The sequence below is a fragment of the Stenotrophomonas sp. YAU14A_MKIMI4_1 genome, assembly GCF_003086855.1.
GTDB lineage: Bacteria > Pseudomonadota > Gammaproteobacteria > Xanthomonadales > Xanthomonadaceae > Stenotrophomonas.
This window is the reverse complement of record NZ_CP025998.1, coordinates 1,448,281-1,463,862: the sequence shown is the minus strand read 5'-3', so window position 1 is coordinate 1,463,862 and position 15,582 is coordinate 1,448,281. Positions and strand designations below refer to the sequence as shown.

General features: G+C 68.1%; 11 protein-coding genes and 1 tRNA gene. 4 read left to right on the top strand and 8 right to left on the bottom strand.

Annotation, left to right across the window (positions count from 1 at the left end; translation table 11 throughout):
- Nucleotides 1-13: 13 nt before the first annotated feature.
- Nucleotides 14-98: transfer RNA gene (locus C1931_RS06680), tRNA-Leu, on the top strand.
- 186 nt (nt 99-284) lie between these two features.
- Here the strand turns inward: C1931_RS06680 and C1931_RS20240 are convergent.
- From C1931_RS20240 to C1931_RS06660, 5 genes are all read right to left on the bottom strand, one after another.
- Nucleotides 285-602 carry a hypothetical protein gene (locus tag C1931_RS20240; protein WP_159095451.1) on the bottom strand — a complete coding sequence of 106 codons (318 nt, stop codon included), beginning with the start codon at nt 600-602 and terminating at the stop codon, nt 285-287.
- 69 nt (nt 603-671) lie between these two features.
- The gene (gene emrB, locus C1931_RS06675; protein WP_108755788.1) at nt 672-2,258 is read right to left on the bottom strand and encodes a multidrug efflux MFS transporter permease subunit EmrB; all 1,587 of its coding nucleotides are present in this window, start codon (nt 2,256-2,258) and stop codon (nt 672-674) included.
- Nucleotides 2,259-2,266: 8 nt separating this feature from the next.
- Nucleotides 2,267-3,445 (bottom strand): multidrug efflux MFS transporter periplasmic adaptor subunit EmrA, encoded by a 1,179-nt coding sequence (gene emrA / locus C1931_RS06670; RefSeq protein ID WP_108755787.1) that lies wholly within the window; start codon nt 3,443-3,445, stop codon nt 2,267-2,269.
- 11 nt (nt 3,446-3,456) lie between these two features.
- Nucleotides 3,457-4,950, bottom strand: coding sequence for a multidrug efflux transporter outer membrane subunit EmrC (gene emrC / locus C1931_RS06665; RefSeq protein WP_108755786.1), 1,494 nt, complete (start codon nt 4,948-4,950; stop codon nt 3,457-3,459).
- Nucleotides 4,947-5,405 carry a MarR family transcriptional regulator gene (locus tag C1931_RS06660; RefSeq protein WP_108752608.1) on the bottom strand — a complete coding sequence of 153 codons (459 nt, stop codon included), beginning with the start codon at nt 5,403-5,405 and terminating at the stop codon, nt 4,947-4,949. The genes emrC and C1931_RS06660 overlap by 4 nt, the downstream gene beginning before the upstream one ends.
- Nucleotides 5,406-5,551: 146 nt before the next feature.
- On the opposite strand from C1931_RS06660, the gene C1931_RS06655 reads away from it, so the two are divergent.
- Together C1931_RS06655 and parC are read left to right on the top strand one after the other, a co-directional pair.
- Entirely contained in the window at nt 5,552-6,460 is a 909-nt protein-coding gene (locus C1931_RS06655; protein WP_108749083.1) for a helix-turn-helix transcriptional regulator, read from the top strand.
- A gap of 59 nt (nt 6,461-6,519) precedes the next feature.
- The gene (parC, locus tag C1931_RS06650) at nt 6,520-8,763 is read left to right on the top strand and encodes a DNA topoisomerase IV subunit A (protein WP_108755785.1); all 2,244 of its coding nucleotides are present in this window, start codon (nt 6,520-6,522) and stop codon (nt 8,761-8,763) included.
- Nucleotides 8,764-9,105: 342 nt separating this feature from the next.
- Here parC and bfr read toward each other — a convergent pair whose 3' ends face one another.
- A complete protein-coding gene (bfr, locus tag C1931_RS06645) occupies nt 9,106-9,594 on the bottom strand; it encodes a bacterioferritin (RefSeq protein ID WP_108749081.1) in 489 nt (162 codons plus the stop codon).
- A 148-nt stretch (nt 9,595-9,742) separates the two neighbouring features.
- Between bfr and C1931_RS06640 the strand changes: the two genes are divergently transcribed.
- Entirely contained in the window at nt 9,743-12,073 is a 2,331-nt protein-coding gene (locus C1931_RS06640; RefSeq protein WP_108755784.1) for a penicillin acylase family protein, read from the top strand.
- Between the two features lie 115 nt (nt 12,074-12,188).
- Here the strand turns inward: C1931_RS06640 and C1931_RS06635 are convergent, their stop codons facing one another.
- Both C1931_RS06635 and asnB read right to left on the bottom strand, forming a co-directional pair.
- Complete coding sequence (locus C1931_RS06635; protein WP_108755783.1) at nt 12,189-13,583, bottom strand: cation:proton antiporter; 1,395 nt, start codon at nt 13,581-13,583, stop codon at nt 12,189-12,191.
- A 105-nt stretch (nt 13,584-13,688) separates the two neighbouring features.
- Complete coding sequence (gene asnB, locus C1931_RS06630; RefSeq protein ID WP_108755782.1) at nt 13,689-15,380, bottom strand: asparagine synthase B; 1,692 nt, start codon at nt 15,378-15,380, stop codon at nt 13,689-13,691.
- Nucleotides 15,381-15,582: the final 202 nt, after the last annotated feature.

Here is a 15,582-nt window from a genome sequence, read left to right as displayed (position 1 = left end):
TCTCTCCTGAGTCGCCCAGGTGGCGGAATTGGTAGACGCACTAGTTTCAGGTACTAGCGGGTAAAACCGTGGAGGTTCGAGTCCTCTCCTGGGCACCATGACTCAAGATGATCAAACCCGCGAAAGCGGGTTTTTTCTTTTCCGGGGTTTGACGATTGCACGGCGTGGGATCCATCCACGCATGGCGTGGATCTACCGGATGATCAATCCCGCGAAAGCGGGTTTTTTCGTTTCCGGGGTTCGACGATTGCACGGCGCGGGATCCATCCACGCATGGCGTGGATCTACCGGATGATCAATCCCGCGAAAGCGGGTTTTTTCGTTTCCGGGGTTTGACGATTGCACGGCGCGGGATCCATCCACGCATGGCGTGGATCTACCGGATGATCAAACCCGCGAAGGCGGGTTTTTTCGTTTCCGGGGTTTGACGATTGCACGGCCCCGGCATCCATCCACGCATGGCGTGGATCTACCGGATGATCAAACCCGCGAAGGCGGGTTTTTTCGTTTCCGGGGTTTGACGATTGCACGGCCCCGGCATCCATCCACGCATGGCGTGGATCTACCGACACGCCGACGTACCCGCAGTAGATCCACGCCATGCGTGGATGCGGTGCAAACAAGAACCCCGCCTTGCGGCGGGGTTCTTGCATTTCAACGGCAATGATCGATCAATGCCCGCCGGCCGATGCGGCACCGGCACCGGCGCCAAACGGCGGCTTGGCCAGCCACAGGAACGCGATGATCGCCAGGAACGTCCAGCCCAGCAGGTAGAAGATGTCGTTGAACGCCATCTGCGAGGCCTGGTGGTTGATCATGTTGTTGAGCACCGCGGCGCCATGCTGCAGGTCGCCCTGCCCCATCGCGGTCACCTGGTCCTGCATGCCCGGCTGGTAGGCCGAGATGTGTTCGGTCAGGTCGGCGTGGTGCACCTGGGTACGCCGCGCCCACAGCCAGGTGGTCAACGATGCGGCGAAACTGCCGCCCAGCGTACGCAGGAAGGTGGCCAGGCCAGAGCCCGCCGCGATCTCGCGACCGTCCAGGTCCGACAACAGGATCTGCAGCACCGGCATGAAGAACAGCGCCACGCCAATACCCATGATCAACTGCACGCCGGCCACATGCGTGTAGTCCACCTGCAGGTTGAAGTCCGAGCGCATGAAGCTGGTGAAGGACAGGAACACGAACGCAAACGACGCGATCATCCGCATGTCGAAGCGCGAGGCGTACTTGCCAACGAACGGGGTCATGATCACCGGCAGGATGCCGATCGGCGCCGTGGCCAGGCCGGCCCAGATGGCGGTATAGCCCATGTCACGCTGCAGCCATTGCGGGATCAGCAGCGACACGCTGAAGAACGCCGCGTAGGCCACCACCATCGCCAGCGTACCGGCGCGGAAGTTGCGGTGGCGGAACAGCTTCAGGTCGACGATCGGGTCCTTGTCGGTCAGTTCCCAGATCAGGAACACCGCCAACGCCACCACCGCCACGCAGGCCAGCACCACGATCTTGGTCGACGCGAACCAGTCTTCGTCGTTGCCCAGATCCAGCACCAGCTGCAGTGCGCCCACGCCGATCACCAGGGTGACCAGGCCGACGTAGTCCATCTTCGGCTTTTCAATCTGCTCCGGGCGGCCCTTCAACTGGTTGCCCACCACCAGCGCGGCGAAGATGCCCAGCGGCACGTTGATCAGGAAGATCCATTCCCAACTGTAGTTGTCGGTGATCCAGCCGCCCAGGATCGGGCCGCAGATCGGCGCCACCACGGTGATCATCGCCAGCAGGGCAAGCGCCTGCCCACGTTTCTCGCGTGGATAGATCGACACCAGCAGCGACTGGGTGATCGGGTACATCGGGCCGGCCACGAAGCCCTGCAGGGCACGCGATACCACCAGCATGCCCATGCTCTGCGCCAGGCCACACAGCAGCGAGGTGATGACGAAGGCCAGCGTGGCCCAGATGAACAGCTTGCGCTCGCCGAAGCGGCGGCTGAGCCAGCCTGTCAGCGGCAGCGCGATGGCCGTGCTGACCGCGAACGAGGTGATGACCCAGGTAGCCTGCTGCGAACTGGCGCCCAGGTTACCGGCGATGGTGGGCAGCGAAACGTTGGCGATCGTGGTGTCGAGCACCTGCATGAACGAGGCCATCGCCAGGCCCACGGTGCACAGGGCCACGCTGGGCGGCAGGAATCCGGCGGCCGCACCCGGCGCCGCCGGTGCGCCCGGCGTTCCGGGCGCGGCTGGAGCTTGTGCGGACATGGCCGACCTCAGCTCGCCTTGGCCTGCTGCGGCAGGTTGCCCTGGATGATCGTGTGGATCACCTCGTCGGCATCGTGCAACTGCTTGGCATACACATCGGTGTCGAACACGGTGCCCTTGGCGGCAGCGGTCGGCAGCACTTCACCCTTCTGGTCGCGCAGGCTCACTTCGGCCTTCATCGACAGGCCAATGCGCAGCGGGTGTTCGGCCAGCTGCTTGGCATCGATGGCAATGCGTACCGGCACGCGCTGCACGATCTTGATCCAGTTGCCGCTGGCATTCTGCGCCGGCAGCAGCGAGAACGCCGAACCGGTGCCCAGGCCCAGGCTCTGGATGCGGCCGGTGTACTTCACATCACCGGCATACAGGTCCGACTTCAGCTCCACTTCCTGGCCCAGGCGCATGTGGCGCAGCTGGGTTTCCTTGAAGTTCGCTTCCACCCACATCTGCTCGGTCGGCACCACGGCCATCAGGGCATTGCCCGGCTGCACGCGCTGGCCCACCTGCACCGAACGACGGGCAACGTAGCCGGTCACCGGCGCAATGATGCCGGCGCGGGCGTTGTTGAGGAAGGCCTGGCGCAGCTGTGCGGCGGCGGCCTGCACGTCCGGCTGGGTGGCGATCACGGTGTCATCGACCAGCGCGCGGTTGCGCTCGACGGTCTCGCGCGAACCGGCCACGGCCGCTTCGGCGGCGGCCAGCTCGTCGCGGGCGTGGGCCAGTTCTTCGTTGGAAATGGCGCCGGTGGCAGCCAGGTCCTTGCGGCGGGCGAAGTCTTCGCGCACGCGCTTCAGGGTCACCTGGCGGGCGTTCAAGTCCGCCTGGGCACCTTCCACGCTGCGGTACAGGCCACGGGTCTGGCGCACGGTCTTGGCCAGGTTGGCTTCGGCCTGCTGCAGCGCCACCGAGGTGTCGGCCGGGTCCAGCTGCACCAGCAGCTGGCCGCGCTCCACGCGCATGCCGTCATCGGCATTGATGGCGACCACGGTGCCGGGCACCAGCGGGGTGATCTGCACCAGGTTGCCCTGCACGTAGGCGTCGTCGGTTTCTTCGAACCAGCGACCGAACATGAAATACCACAGCGCCAGTGCCGCAAGCAGCAGCACGACGATCACGAACAGGCCGCGCAGCAGGTTGCCGCGGCGGTTGGGGGCGGCGGGTGCCGCAGGAGTCTGGGTCTGGCTCATGGCAGGAATCTTCAGGAATGCGAGGAATCGGAATGGGAGGCGACCGGTGCGCGGTCGGCGTCGCTGGGCTGGAAACCACCACCCAGCGCCTTGCTCAGGCGCACCGAGGTCTGCACCTGCTGCGACTGCAGGCCGGCCAGCTGCTGCTGCGACTGCAGCAGGGTGGACTGCGCGCTCAGCACGTCCAGGTAGCTGCCGATGCCGGCGCGGTAGCGCTGCTGGGCGATATCGAAGGCGGCACGGGCGGTATCGACCGCCTGCTGCTGCGACTGTGCCTGCTGGCCCAGCGAGCGCACCGCGTTGACCTGGTCGGCCACGTCGCGCAGCGCATCCAGCACGGCCTGGTTGTAGTTGGCCACGGCCAGGTCGTACTGCGCATCGGTGTTGGCCAGGTTCGCGCGCAGCTTGCCGCCTTCGAAGATCGGCAGGCTCAGCGCCGGGCCGATGTAGGCGAAGGTGGAGCTGCTCTGCAGCAGGTCACCCACGTTCGGCGCCACCACGCCGGCCAGCGCAGTCAGGTTGAAGCTCGGGTAGAACTTGGTCTTGGCCACCTTGATCTGCTTGTCGGCCGCTTCCACGCGCCAGCGCGCGGCGACGATGTCCGGGCGACGGCCCAGCAGCTCGCTGGGCAGCACGCCCGGCAACTGCAGGGCGAGCGGGTTCAGCGGCTGCGGGCGTTCAATCGACAGGCCACGGTCCGGGCCCTTGCCGACCAGCGCGGCCAGTGCAGTGCGGCCGGCGTCGATGCGCTGCTGGGCGGCCTGCAGCTGCTGCTGCGCGGCCGGCACGCGGGCCTCGGCCTGGCGCACCTGCAGGTCGCTGTCGATGCCGGCGCGGCGGCGCTGGCGGGTCAGCTCCAGCGACTTCTGCGAACGCGCCAGTTCTTCCTCGGCCACATCGTTGAGCTGCCACGCATAGGCCAGTTCGGCATAGGCCTGGGCAATGCCGGTGGACAGGTTCAGGCGCGCAGCCTGCGCGTCGACGGTGGCCGCGTGTGCGCCATCCACGGCCGCTTCCCAGGCGGCGCGCTTGCCGCCCCACAGGTCGATGCCGTAGCTGAAATCGAAGGCGACCTGGCCGCTGCCGCCGTAATGGCCGCCCACTTCATCGCCCACCATCGATTCGGGCAGGCGCACGCCGGTGTAGCCACCGGACACCGACAGGCTGGGCAGGCGATCAGCACGTGCGGTGCCGACCTGCGACTGGGCCTGGCGCAGGCGCGCGTCGGCCGCGTCCAGGCTGGGGTGGCTGGCCAGCCCTTCGGCAATCAGCGCGTCCAGCTGCGCGTCACCGAAGGCCTTCCACCAGTCCTGGGCGGGGAAGCCGGCCGCGCTCAGGTCGCTGTCGGCCAGGGTGCGTTCGCTGTGCAGTCTGTCCACGTCCAGGACGTGGCCCTGCGGGGTCAGGCCGCGGCTGCTGGCGCAGGCGGCCAGGGCCAGGGCCAGCGCGGATACCAGCAGCGCACGCCCGGACCGGCGGAGAGTAAGGGACGGGATCGGGTTCATGGGGTCGTCAGGGAATCGCGGATACGGGTCAGGAGGGACAACAACAGCGCGCGTTCGTCGGCGGACAGATCGCGCAGGGCGAAATCCATCACCGCGTCGCCGCGCTTCTGCAGCCGTGCCCACAGGGCGCGGCCTTCATCGGTCAGCACGATCTGCAGCGCCCGGCGGTCCTGCGCATGCGGCTCGCGGCGCACGCAGCCCAGCGCTTCCAGCTTGTCCAGCAGGCGGGTCACCGCGCTGGGCACCTGGTCGATGGCCTGGGCCAGTTCGTTGGCCGTGCACGGGGCCATGCGCGCCAGCAGCTTCAGGCCGATGTAATGGGTGAAGCCGATGCCGAGGTCTTCTTCGGCCATGGACGCATCGAGCTGGCGGACCAGGCCGTCGCGCACCTGGCGCAGCAGCAGGCCAAAGCTGGGGGGGCCGAAGCCGGCCGGGGTCGTGGGAGGACAGATCATGGGAGAGCATTTTCTTCCAAAAAAAATATTTCTCAATGGAAATATTCGATCTGGCATCAAATGCTGTGTTGCAGCAATGGGCTGGATTCGATGAAGGCGCACACCTTAATGGGCCTCTGCGCTGGCCCGGTAGTACAATCCAGCCAATGAATGTCACATTCCAGCCACCCCCGGCGCGCGTGAACGCCGGTGAACCGGGCCCGCCCACCCTGCTGCGCGAGGTAGCGCTGGACTGGTTCGAGCGCAACGATGGCCCGCCGATCATCGCCTTCCGCTTCGACAGCCCACAGGGCCTGGCCCGTGAAGTGGACTGGCACCACCATGCGCGGGCGCAGCTGATCTGCGTGGAACGCGGCCTGCTGACCACCCGCACCTCGCACGGCACCTGGTCGCTGGCGCCGGGTTCGGCCGGCTGGATGCCGCCGCTGGAAGCCCACACGGTCAGCCTGGACGGGCCGATGCGCGGCTGGGGCATGGCCCTGGCCGCGCCCCTGTGCAGCGACCTGCCCGCCGACCCCTGCGTGCTGGGCTTGTCACGGCTGGCCCAGGCCGTGGCCGAGCGCATCTGTGAGTGGCCGCTGGAATACGAAGGCAGCGAGGACCGCCGCCACATCATCCAGGTCATGCTGGACGAGATCCGCAACGCGCCCCGCCAGCGCATGCACCTGCCCATGCCGCGCGACCGGCGCCTGCTGAAGATCGCCTCGCAGCTGCTGGCCGAACCGTCCGACGAGCGCAGCCTGGCCGACTGGGCGCACTGGGCCGGGCTGTCGCCGCGCAGCCTGACCCGGCACTTCCGCGACGAAACCACCCTCAGCTTCGCCCAGTGGCGGCAGCAGGCACGCCTGGCCGAGGCCCTGCGCCGGCTGAGCGAGGGCCACAGCGTGGCCGACATCGCCCACGCACTGGGCTTCAGCAGCGCCAGCGCCTTCGTCACCGTGTTCCGCCGCCACTTCGGCCTGCCCCCCGGGCGCTACCTGGCGCGGGTCGGCAACGGCCTGGAATCGACCCTGGACCCCGCGCGCGGCTTGGCATCCCCCGCCGCATCCGGATAATCAGCGTATTGAGAGCGCCGACCGCCGTCTTCGCCTCCCGACATAGGTAACAACGCCGCATGACCGAACTTGCCCGCCCCGTGTTCCACGGTTTCGAACAACTGCCGCTGCGCGAGTACGCCGAACGCGCTTACCTCGACTACTCCATGTACGTGGTCCTGGACCGCGCCCTGCCGTTCATCGGCGACGGCCTGAAGCCGGTGCAGCGCCGCATCATCTATTCGATGAGCGAGCTGGGCCTGAACGCCGCGTCCAAGCCGAAGAAGTCCGCGCGTACCGTCGGTGACGTCATCGGTAAGTATCACCCGCACGGCGACAGCGCCTGCTACGAAGCACTGGTGCTGATGGCCCAGCCGTTCTCGTACCGCTACCCGCTGATCGAAGGCCAGGGCAACTTCGGTTCCAGCGACGACCCGAAGTCGTTCGCGGCCATGCGCTACACCGAATCCAAGCTGACCCCGATCGCCGAAGTGCTGCTGGGCGAGCTGGGCCAGGGCACCACCGACTGGGCGCCGAACTTCGACGGCACCCTGCAGGAACCGACCTGGATGCCGGCGCGGCTGCCGCACCTGCTGCTGAACGGCACCACCGGCATTGCCGTGGGCATGGCCACCGACGTGCCGCCGCACAACCTCAACGAGATCGTCAGCGCCCTGCTGCACCTGCTGGATGACCCCGACGCCAGCGTGCGCGACCTGTGCGAACACGTGAAGGGCCCGGACTATCCGTCCAACGCCGAGATCATCACCGCGGCCAACGACCTGCGGAACATGTACGAAACCGGCAACGGCAGCGTGCGTGCGCGTGCGACCTTCACCAAGGAAGCCAACAACATCGTGGTGACCGCGCTGCCGTTCCAGGTGTCGCCGTCGAAGGTGATCGAACAGATCGCCGCGCAGATGCGCGCCAAGAAGCTGCCGTGGCTGGAAGACATCCGCGATGAGTCCGACCACGCCAACCCGGTGCGCGTGGTGCTGGTGCCGCGTTCCAACCGCGTGGACGCCGACCAGCTGATGGGCCACCTGTTCGCCACCACCGACATGGAGCGCAGCTACCGCGTCAATCTGAACGTGATCGGCCTGGACGGGCGTCCGCAGGTGAAGAACCTGAAGACCCTGCTGAGCGAGTGGCTGGCATTCCGCAGCAGCACCGTCACCCGCCGCCTGCAGCACCGCCTGCAGAAGGTCGAGCGCCGCCTGCACCTGTTGGAAGGCCTGCTGGTGGCGTTCCTGAACCTGGACGAGGTGATCCACATCATCCGTACCGAGGACGAACCGAAGGCGGCGCTGATCGCGCGCTTCGGGCTGTCCGAAGACCAGGCCGAGTACATCCTGGAAACCAAGCTGAAGCAGCTGGCCCGCCTGGAAGAAATGAAGATCCGCGGCGAGCAGGACGAGCTGGCCAAGGAACGCGAGAAGATCCTCGGCATCCTGGACAGCAAGGCCAAGCTGAAGAAGCTGATCCGCGACGAGCTGCAGGCCGACGCCAAGAAGTTCGGCGATGCACGCCGTTCGCCGCTGGTGCAGCGCCAGGCCGCGCAGGCCATCGACGAAACCGAACTGGTGCCCAGCGAGCCGATGACCGTGGTGCTGTCGGAGAAGGGCTGGATCCGTGCCGCCAAGGGCCACGACGTCGATGCGTCCGCTCTGTCCTACCGCGATGGCGACGCCCTGCAGGGCGCGGTACGCGCGCGCAGCACCCAGCAGGTCGCGTTCCTGGACAGCGAAGGCCGCGCCTATTCCACGCCGGTGCATACCCTGCCCTCGGCGCGCGGCAATGGTGAACCGCTCACCGGCCGCTTCTCGCCGGCGCCGGGCACCAGCTTCGTCACGTTGGCCAGCGCCGAACCGGACACCCGCTTCGTGCTGGCGTCCACCCACGGCTATGGCTTCGTCACCCGCTTCGAGAACCTGATCGGCCGCAACAAGGCCGGCAAGGCCATGCTGAACCTGTCGGCCGGCTCGTCGGTGCTGACCCCGGCGGTGGTGGCCAACGTGGCCACCGACCGCATCGTGGCGGTCACCAGCTCGGGCAACCTGCTGGCGATCACCGCCAGCGACCTGCCGGAACTGGACAAGGGCAAGGGCAACAAGATCATCGAGATCCCCAAGGCCAAGCTCGCCACCGAGCGCGTGGTGGCCGTGGTGGCCATCAGCCCGGGGCAGACCCTGCAGGTGCGCAGTGGCCAGCGCACGATGGGCCTGAAGTTCAACGAACTGGAAGCCTACCTGGGCGCCCGCGCCACCCGCGGCCACCTGCTGCCGCGCGGCTGGCAGAAGGTCGAAGGCCTGTCGGTGGAGTGACGCAGCGGGGTCGGATCCCTTTCCACGGGAAAGGGCTCTGACCCCGGCCCCCGCGCTTCAGCCCATGGGGTCAACCCATGGGGTCAGAGCCGTTTTCGTTGAAAACGGATCCGACCCCGGCCCCGCGACCCCGGCCCACCGCTTCGGTAGGTGTCAACCTTGGTTGACACGCCCCGGCGGCCAGCAGACACGAAAAAGCCGGGGCATTCCCCGGCTTTTTCGTTTGTCGGCTGGCGGGCGGCGGAGCGGCAGGCTGGCGAAAGCGGGCGCGCGATGCTCCAGTGCTGGCGGGCGACGTTGCGTGGTCGGCGGTGCCGGGCATGGCCCGGCGCCACCTGCGGATCAATGCGCCGGGGCGCCGCCGCTTTCGATCTTGCTCAGCTGGTACAGCTCCAGGCCGATGCGCTTGATCAGGCCCAGCTGCTGTTCCAGCCACCAGGCGTGGTCTTCTTCGGTGTCCTTCAGCTGTGCCAGCAGGATGTCGCGGCTGACGTAATCGCCGTTCTCCTCGCACAGCTTCATGCCGGCCGCCAGGTTGTTGCGCACGGCGTACTCGGTGTCCAGGTCCTTCTGCAGCATCTCTTCCACGGTCTTGCCCGGCTCGCTGGCGTGCGGGCGCATGTCCGGGTCGCCGCCCAGGAACAGGATGCGGCGCAGCAGGGCATCGGCGTGCTGGGTTTCCTCTTCCATCTCGTGGTTCAGGCGTTCGTACAGCGCGAACAGGCCCTGGTCCTCGTAGCGGCGGGAATGGATGAAGTACTGGTCGCGGGCAGCAAGTTCGCCGCGCAGCAGTTCCTTCAGGCAGGCGATGACGTCCGGATTGCCTTTCATGGGGGGAGCTCCTGTGAATCGATGGCGCCCATGGTGCCCCATCTGAAATCACGGTGATCTAATCAGAATCAGTCGCAGTTGCGCTCGCGATGCGGCCGGTCATCGGCTGTGGCTAGAATCGGGGTTCACCTGCTCACGGGCCCTGTCCATGCGTCGTTGGCTGCTGCGGTTGTTGTGGTGTGTGCTGGCCCTGGTGGTACTGGCCAGCCTGGCGATCTGGCTGCTGCTGCGCGGCAGCCTGGCCGAGCTGGACGGCGAACGCGCCCTGCCCGGCCTGTCTGCGGCCGTCACTGTGGAGCGTGACGCGCTGGGCGTGGTCACCATCACCGCGGCCAACCAGGCCGACGCCATGCGCGCTCTGGGCCGCGTGCACGCGCAGGAGCGTTACTTCGAAATGGACCTGATGCGGCGCAGTGCCGCCGGCGAGCTGTCTGCCCTGTTCGGGCCGGCGGCCATCGAGGCCGACAAGCGCATGCGCGTGCATCGCCTGCGCGCGCGCACCGACGCCCATCTTGCGCAGGCGCTGGGCAGCCAGCCGGCCGTGGTGCAGGCCTACGTGGCCGGCGTGAACGAAGGGCTGGCCGCGCTGCCGGTGCGGCCGTGGGCCTACCTGCTGCTGCGCCAGGCGCCACAGCCCTGGCAGGCCAGCGACAGCGTGCTGGCCGGGCTGGCCATGTATGCGGACCTGCAGGACCCGGCCAACCAGAACGAACTGGCGCTGGCGCGCATCCGCGCGGTGGTGCCGCCGGCGCTGTACGCGCTGCTGGCCCACGATGGCAGCCAGTGGGACGCCCCGCTGCTGGGCGAACCGCGCGGCAACGCGACACTGCCTGACGCCACCCAGCTGGACCTGCGCGCCCTGGCCGCCGTGCCCGCCAGCGGTGCGGCGGACGCCGATGCGGTAGGCAGCAACAACTTCGCCGTGGACGGCACACTGACCCGCGACGGCCGTGCCATCGTGGCCGACGACATGCACCTGGGCCTGCGCGCGCCGGCGCTCTGGTTCCGCGTGCGGCTGCGCTATCCCGATCCCGATGCACCGGGCGGCCGGGTCGACATCAGCGGCTTCTCGCTGCCGGGCGTGCCGGCGGTGATCGTGGGCAGCAACGGCCACGTGGCCTGGGGCTTCACCAACAGCTACATCGACACGGCCGACTTCCGCCGCGAACCGGCCGATGCGGCCGTGACCGTGCACGAAGAACGCATCGACGTGGCTGGGCAGGCGCCGGTCCGCTTCCCGGTGCGCGAAAGCGCCTGGGGGCCGATCGTGCACACCCATGCAGACGGTAGCGGCGACGCGCTGCGCTGGGTCGCCCAGCTGCCGGGTGCGGTGCGCATGGATTTCGCCGACATGGCCCGCGCCGGCACGCTGCAGCAGGCGCTGCAGGTGGCCGACCATGCAGGCATTCCGGCGCAGAACCTGGTCATTGCCGATCGCAGCGGGCGTATCGCCTGGCGCTTGGTGGGCGCGCGGCCCGACCGCGGCCTGGGCTGCCTGCCACAGGGATTCAACGACAACCTGGACACGCCCGACTGCGCGCCCTGGGGCATCCGCAGCGATGCCGCTCCGGCGCTGATCGACCCGCCTGCGCATCGGCTGTGGACCGCCAACAGCCGGGTAGTGGATGAGCAGCGACTGGCCACCGTCGGCAATGGCGGCTACGACCTGGGCGCACGGGGCCAGCAGATCCGCGACCTGCTGGTCGCGCGCGATCGCTTCGACGAACACGCGCTGCTGGCCATCCAGCTGGATGATCGCGCGGTGTTCCTGCAGCGCTGGTGGGCGCTGCTGCAGGAGGTGACCGCCGCCAGCAACGATCCTGCGCTGCAGCGGCTGCATGCGGCCAACGCGCACTGGGACGGCCGCGCATCGGTGGATTCGGTCAGCTACCGCATCACCCGCAGCTTCCGCGGCAAGGTGCTCGATGCCGTGGAAGGCGCCCTGCTGGCACCGGCCAAGGCGCCGCTGGGCGATGACTTCCTGCCGCCACGGCTGGCGCAGCTGGAAGGCGTGGTCTGGCCGATGCTGGAACAGCGCCCGGCGAATCTGCTGCCGCCGGGCGTGGCAAGCTGGGATGACCTGCTGGCCACGGCCGCACGCGAACTGGAGGCTGACCTGTCGCAGCAAGGGCCGCTGCAGCAGCGCACCTGGGGCGAACGCAACACCGCTGCGATCTGCCAGCCGGTGGCGCGTGCCCTGCCCGCCTTCGCTCAGCGCTGGCTGTGCATGCCGGCCGATCCGCTGCCCGGCGACCGTGACATGCCGCGCGTGCAGGGGCCGAACTTCGGCGCATCGCAGCGCATGGTGGTGTCGCCCGGCCACGAAGCCGACGGCATCGTGCACATGCCCGGCGGGCAGAGCGGACACCCGCTGTCACCGTACTGGGGCGCCGGCCACGAAGACTGGGTACACGGCCGCCCGACCCCGTTCCTGCCCGGCCCGGCGCAGCGCACCATGACCCTGGTGCCGGCCAGATAACCGTAGAGTCGAGCTTGCTCGACTGCATTGCTGTAGAGCCGAGCCATGCTCGGCTGGTTCTGGTTCAGTCGAGCAAGCTCGACTCTACAAAAGCGGAAATCGAGCAAGCTCGACGCTACCGCGCGGTGCGGCGGCGCTCGATCAGGTTCAGCAGCGGCCCGGTCATCGCGGTGGTCACCAGCGCCATGATCACCAGCACCGCGAACAAGCGATCGCCCAGCAGGCCCAGTTCGTAGCCCAGGTTCAGCACGATCAGCTCCATCAAGCCGCGGGTGTTCATCAGCGCGCCCAGGCGCCAGGCCTCGCGGCTGGGCATGCCGGTGCTGCGCGCGGCACTGAAAGTGCCCAGCAGCTTGCCCGCCGTGGCCACCGCAATCACCACCAGGCACAGCAGGATGTCCTGGGTCTGCAGCGCATCGGCACGCATGCGCAGGCCGGTCATGGCGAAGAACAGCGGCAGCAGCAGGGTCACCGCGAACGGTTCCACCCGCGCCATCAGCAGGTGCCGCAGCTGCTCGTTGGACGACACCGCCACGCCGGCGGCGAACGCACCGAACAAAGCATGGATACCCAGCACTTCGGTCACCAGCGCGCTGGCCAGGGCCAGCAGCAGGATGCCCAGCAACCAGCGCCCCTCGCGCCCGGCAACAATCTGCTGGCGCGCGAACCAGGGCTTCACCACGCCCAGCATGATCGCCACGAACAGCACCACGCAGACCAGGTTCAGGCTGGCCGTCAGCCAGCCGGTGGCCTGCGCGGCGGCCACGATCAATGCCAGCAGGCACCACGCCGTGGCATCGCCCAGTGCAGCGCAGGCAATGGCGGTCTGCCCCAGCGGGCTGTGGGTGATGCCGCGGTCGGCCAGGATGCGCAGCAGCACCGGAAAGGCGGTGATGCTCATCGACACGCCCACGAACAGCGCGAACGCGGTGAAGCCCACGCCCTGCGGCCCATGCTGCGGGTACAGCCACACCGCCAGCAGCACGCCCAGCACGAACGGCACGGCAATGCCGGCGTGGCTGACGGTGAACGCAAAACGGCGGCGCCCGCGCAGTGCGCCCAGGTCCAGTTCGGCACCGGCCACCAGCAGGAACATCAACACGCCCAACTGGCTGAGCATGCCCAGCGGCCCCAGCGACGCGGCCGGGAACAGCAGGCCATGGACCTGCGGCAGCAGACTGCCCAGCAGCAGCGGCCCCATCATCAGGCCGGCCGCCATTTCACCGATCACCGCCGGTTGCCCCAGGCGCTTGAGCAGCGCGCCGGCGCCCTTGGCCACCAGCAGCAGCACCAGCAGCTGCAGCAGGAACAGCCCCAGCGGCGAGGTCAGGTGATGGGCCCAGTCGGCACCGACCACGGCTTCGGCCTTGGCCGCCGCCACAGGCACGCCCGGGCCGGCATAGCGGGCCAGCAACAGGCCGGCCAGCAGCGGAAGACCGGCCCAGGCCAGGTAGCGCCACCCCCATTTCATCGGCGGCGCGTGGCCTCCGTTCTGTACGTCCATGAACATTCCCCAATGCGCAGGGGGCCGATGATACTTGCTTGCGCCGGGCATGGCCCGGCGTTACCCATCCGCTGCGCTCGCCGGGCATGGCCCGGCGCTACCGGTCATCGCTCAGGCCAGGGCCTGTTCGTGCACGCCGGCGATGGCGCGGCCGGACGGATCGGCGGCCGCGGCGAAGCTGGCATCCCAGGCGATGGCCGCCGGCGACGAACAGGCAATGGACTTGCCGCCCGGCACGGTTTCCGCGGCCGCGTGGCTGGGGAAGAACTGCTCGAACAGGTGGCGGTAGTAGTACGCCTCCTTGGTCTGCGGCGGGTTGTGCGGGAAGCGCTTGTCGGCAGCCGCCAGCACGCGGTCGCTCACCTGCGCTTCGGCATGCGCCTTCAGCCCGTCGATCCAGCCGTAACCCACGCCATCGCTGAACTGCTCCTTCTGCCGCCACAGGATGCTGTCGGGCAGGTAGCCATCGAAGGCCTCGCGCAGTACCGCCTTCTCGATGCGGCGGCCACCGAAACCGGCGCCGACCATCTTGTGGGCGGCATCGAAGCGCATCGCCACGTCCAGGAACTGGCGGTCCAGGAATGGCACGCGCGGCTCCACGCCCCAGGCCATCATCGACTTGTTGGCACGCAGGCAGTCGTAGTTGTGCAGGGCATCGAGCTTGCGCACCAGTTCCTGGTGGAATTCGCGCGCATCGGGTGCCTTGTGGAAGTACAGGTAGCCGCCGAAGATCTCGTCGCTGCCTTCGCCGGACAGCACCATCTTCACCCCCATCGCCTTGATCCTCCGTGCCAGCAGGAACATCGGGGTGGACGCGCGGATGGTGGTCACATCGTAGGTTTCGATGTGGCGGATCACTTCCGGCAGTACGTCCAGGCCTTCTTCGAAGGTGTATTCGAAACCGTGGTGCACGGTGCCCAGCGCTTCGGCGGCCACCGCAGCGGCGGCCAGGTCCGGCGATCCCTGCAGGCCTATGGCGAAGGAGTGCAGGCGCGGCCACCAGGCTTCGCTCTGGCCGCCATCTTCGATACGGCGGCGGGCAAAGCGGGCGGCCACCGCCGCCACCAGCGACGAATCCAGGCCACCGGACAACAGCACGCCGTAGGGCACATCGCTCATCAGCTGGCGTTCCACCGCCTGTTCGAAGGCCTGGCGCAGCTCGGCCAGGTCGGCCTGGCGCCCTTCCACATCGGCGTAGTCGCGCCACGGCTGCTGGTAATAGCGGACCAGTTCGCCGCTGGCGCTGTCGTAGTAATGGCCCGGCGGGAACTGCGCCACGTCGGCGCAGGTGTCCACCAGCGCCTTCATTTCCGAGGCCACGCGCAAGCGGCCCTGGGCATCGTGGCCCCAGTACAGCGGCACCACGCCGATCGGATCGCGGGCGACCAGCACGCGACCCGCATCGCGGTCCCACAGGGCAAAGGCGAAGATGCCGTTGATCTGTTCCAGCCACTGCGCCGGCGCACCGCCCTGGCGATACAGGGCGTTGATCACCTCGCAGTCCGAACCGGTCTGGAAGTCGTAGGGCTGGGTCAGGCCCGCCTTCAGCGCCTGGTGGTTGTAGATTTCGCCGTTCACTGCCAGCGCCAGCTGGCCGTCCGCCGACAGCAGCGGCTGCGAACCGCCGGCCGGATCGACGATGGCCAGGCGCTCGTGCACCAGCAGTGCGCCTTCGTCCAGGTACACCCCGCTCCAGTCCGGGCCGCGGTGGCGCTGCCGCTGCGACAGTTCCAGCGCGTGGCGGCGCAGGGCGGGAAGATCGTCACCGGCCTGCAGGCCGAAGATGCCGAAGATCGAACACATGGGAGGGCTCCTGTTGTGGGGGATTACACGGGGGGAAGGTGTTCGACCGGCCAACCAGGCCCGGGCAGGCTGCGCCCGGGCACAAAAAAACCCGCATCGACCGATGCGGGTTCTCTGGTGTCCGGGCGTATGAAGCTGTCTATCTACCCAGGGCGCAGTCCCGCATCGGCCGCGCACGATTATTCGTGCGCAGATTATTGCG

Coding starts and splice junctions, on each gene's coding strand:
- C1931_RS20240 (WP_159095451.1), bottom strand. CDS start 602: ATGGCGTGGATCTACTGCGGGTACGTCGGCGTGTCGGTAGATCCACGC.
- emrB (WP_108755788.1), bottom strand. CDS start 2,258: ATGTCCGCACAAGCTCCAGCCGCGCCCGGAACGCCGGGCGCACCGGCG.
- emrA (WP_108755787.1), bottom strand. CDS start 3,445: ATGAGCCAGACCCAGACTCCTGCGGCACCCGCCGCCCCCAACCGCCGC.
- emrC (WP_108755786.1), bottom strand. CDS start 4,950: ATGAACCCGATCCCGTCCCTTACTCTCCGCCGGTCCGGGCGTGCGCTG.
- C1931_RS06660 (WP_108752608.1), bottom strand. CDS start 5,405: ATGATCTGTCCTCCCACGACCCCGGCCGGCTTCGGCCCCCCCAGCTTT.
- C1931_RS06655 (WP_108749083.1), top strand. CDS start 5,552: ATGAATGTCACATTCCAGCCACCCCCGGCGCGCGTGAACGCCGGTGAA.
- parC (WP_108755785.1), top strand. CDS start 6,520: ATGACCGAACTTGCCCGCCCCGTGTTCCACGGTTTCGAACAACTGCCG.
- bfr (WP_108749081.1), bottom strand. CDS start 9,594: ATGAAAGGCAATCCGGACGTCATCGCCTGCCTGAAGGAACTGCTGCGC.
- C1931_RS06640 (WP_108755784.1), top strand. CDS start 9,743: ATGCGTCGTTGGCTGCTGCGGTTGTTGTGGTGTGTGCTGGCCCTGGTG.
- C1931_RS06635 (WP_108755783.1), bottom strand. CDS start 13,583: ATGTTCATGGACGTACAGAACGGAGGCCACGCGCCGCCGATGAAATGG.
- asnB (WP_108755782.1), bottom strand. CDS start 15,380: ATGTGTTCGATCTTCGGCATCTTCGGCCTGCAGGCCGGTGACGATCTT.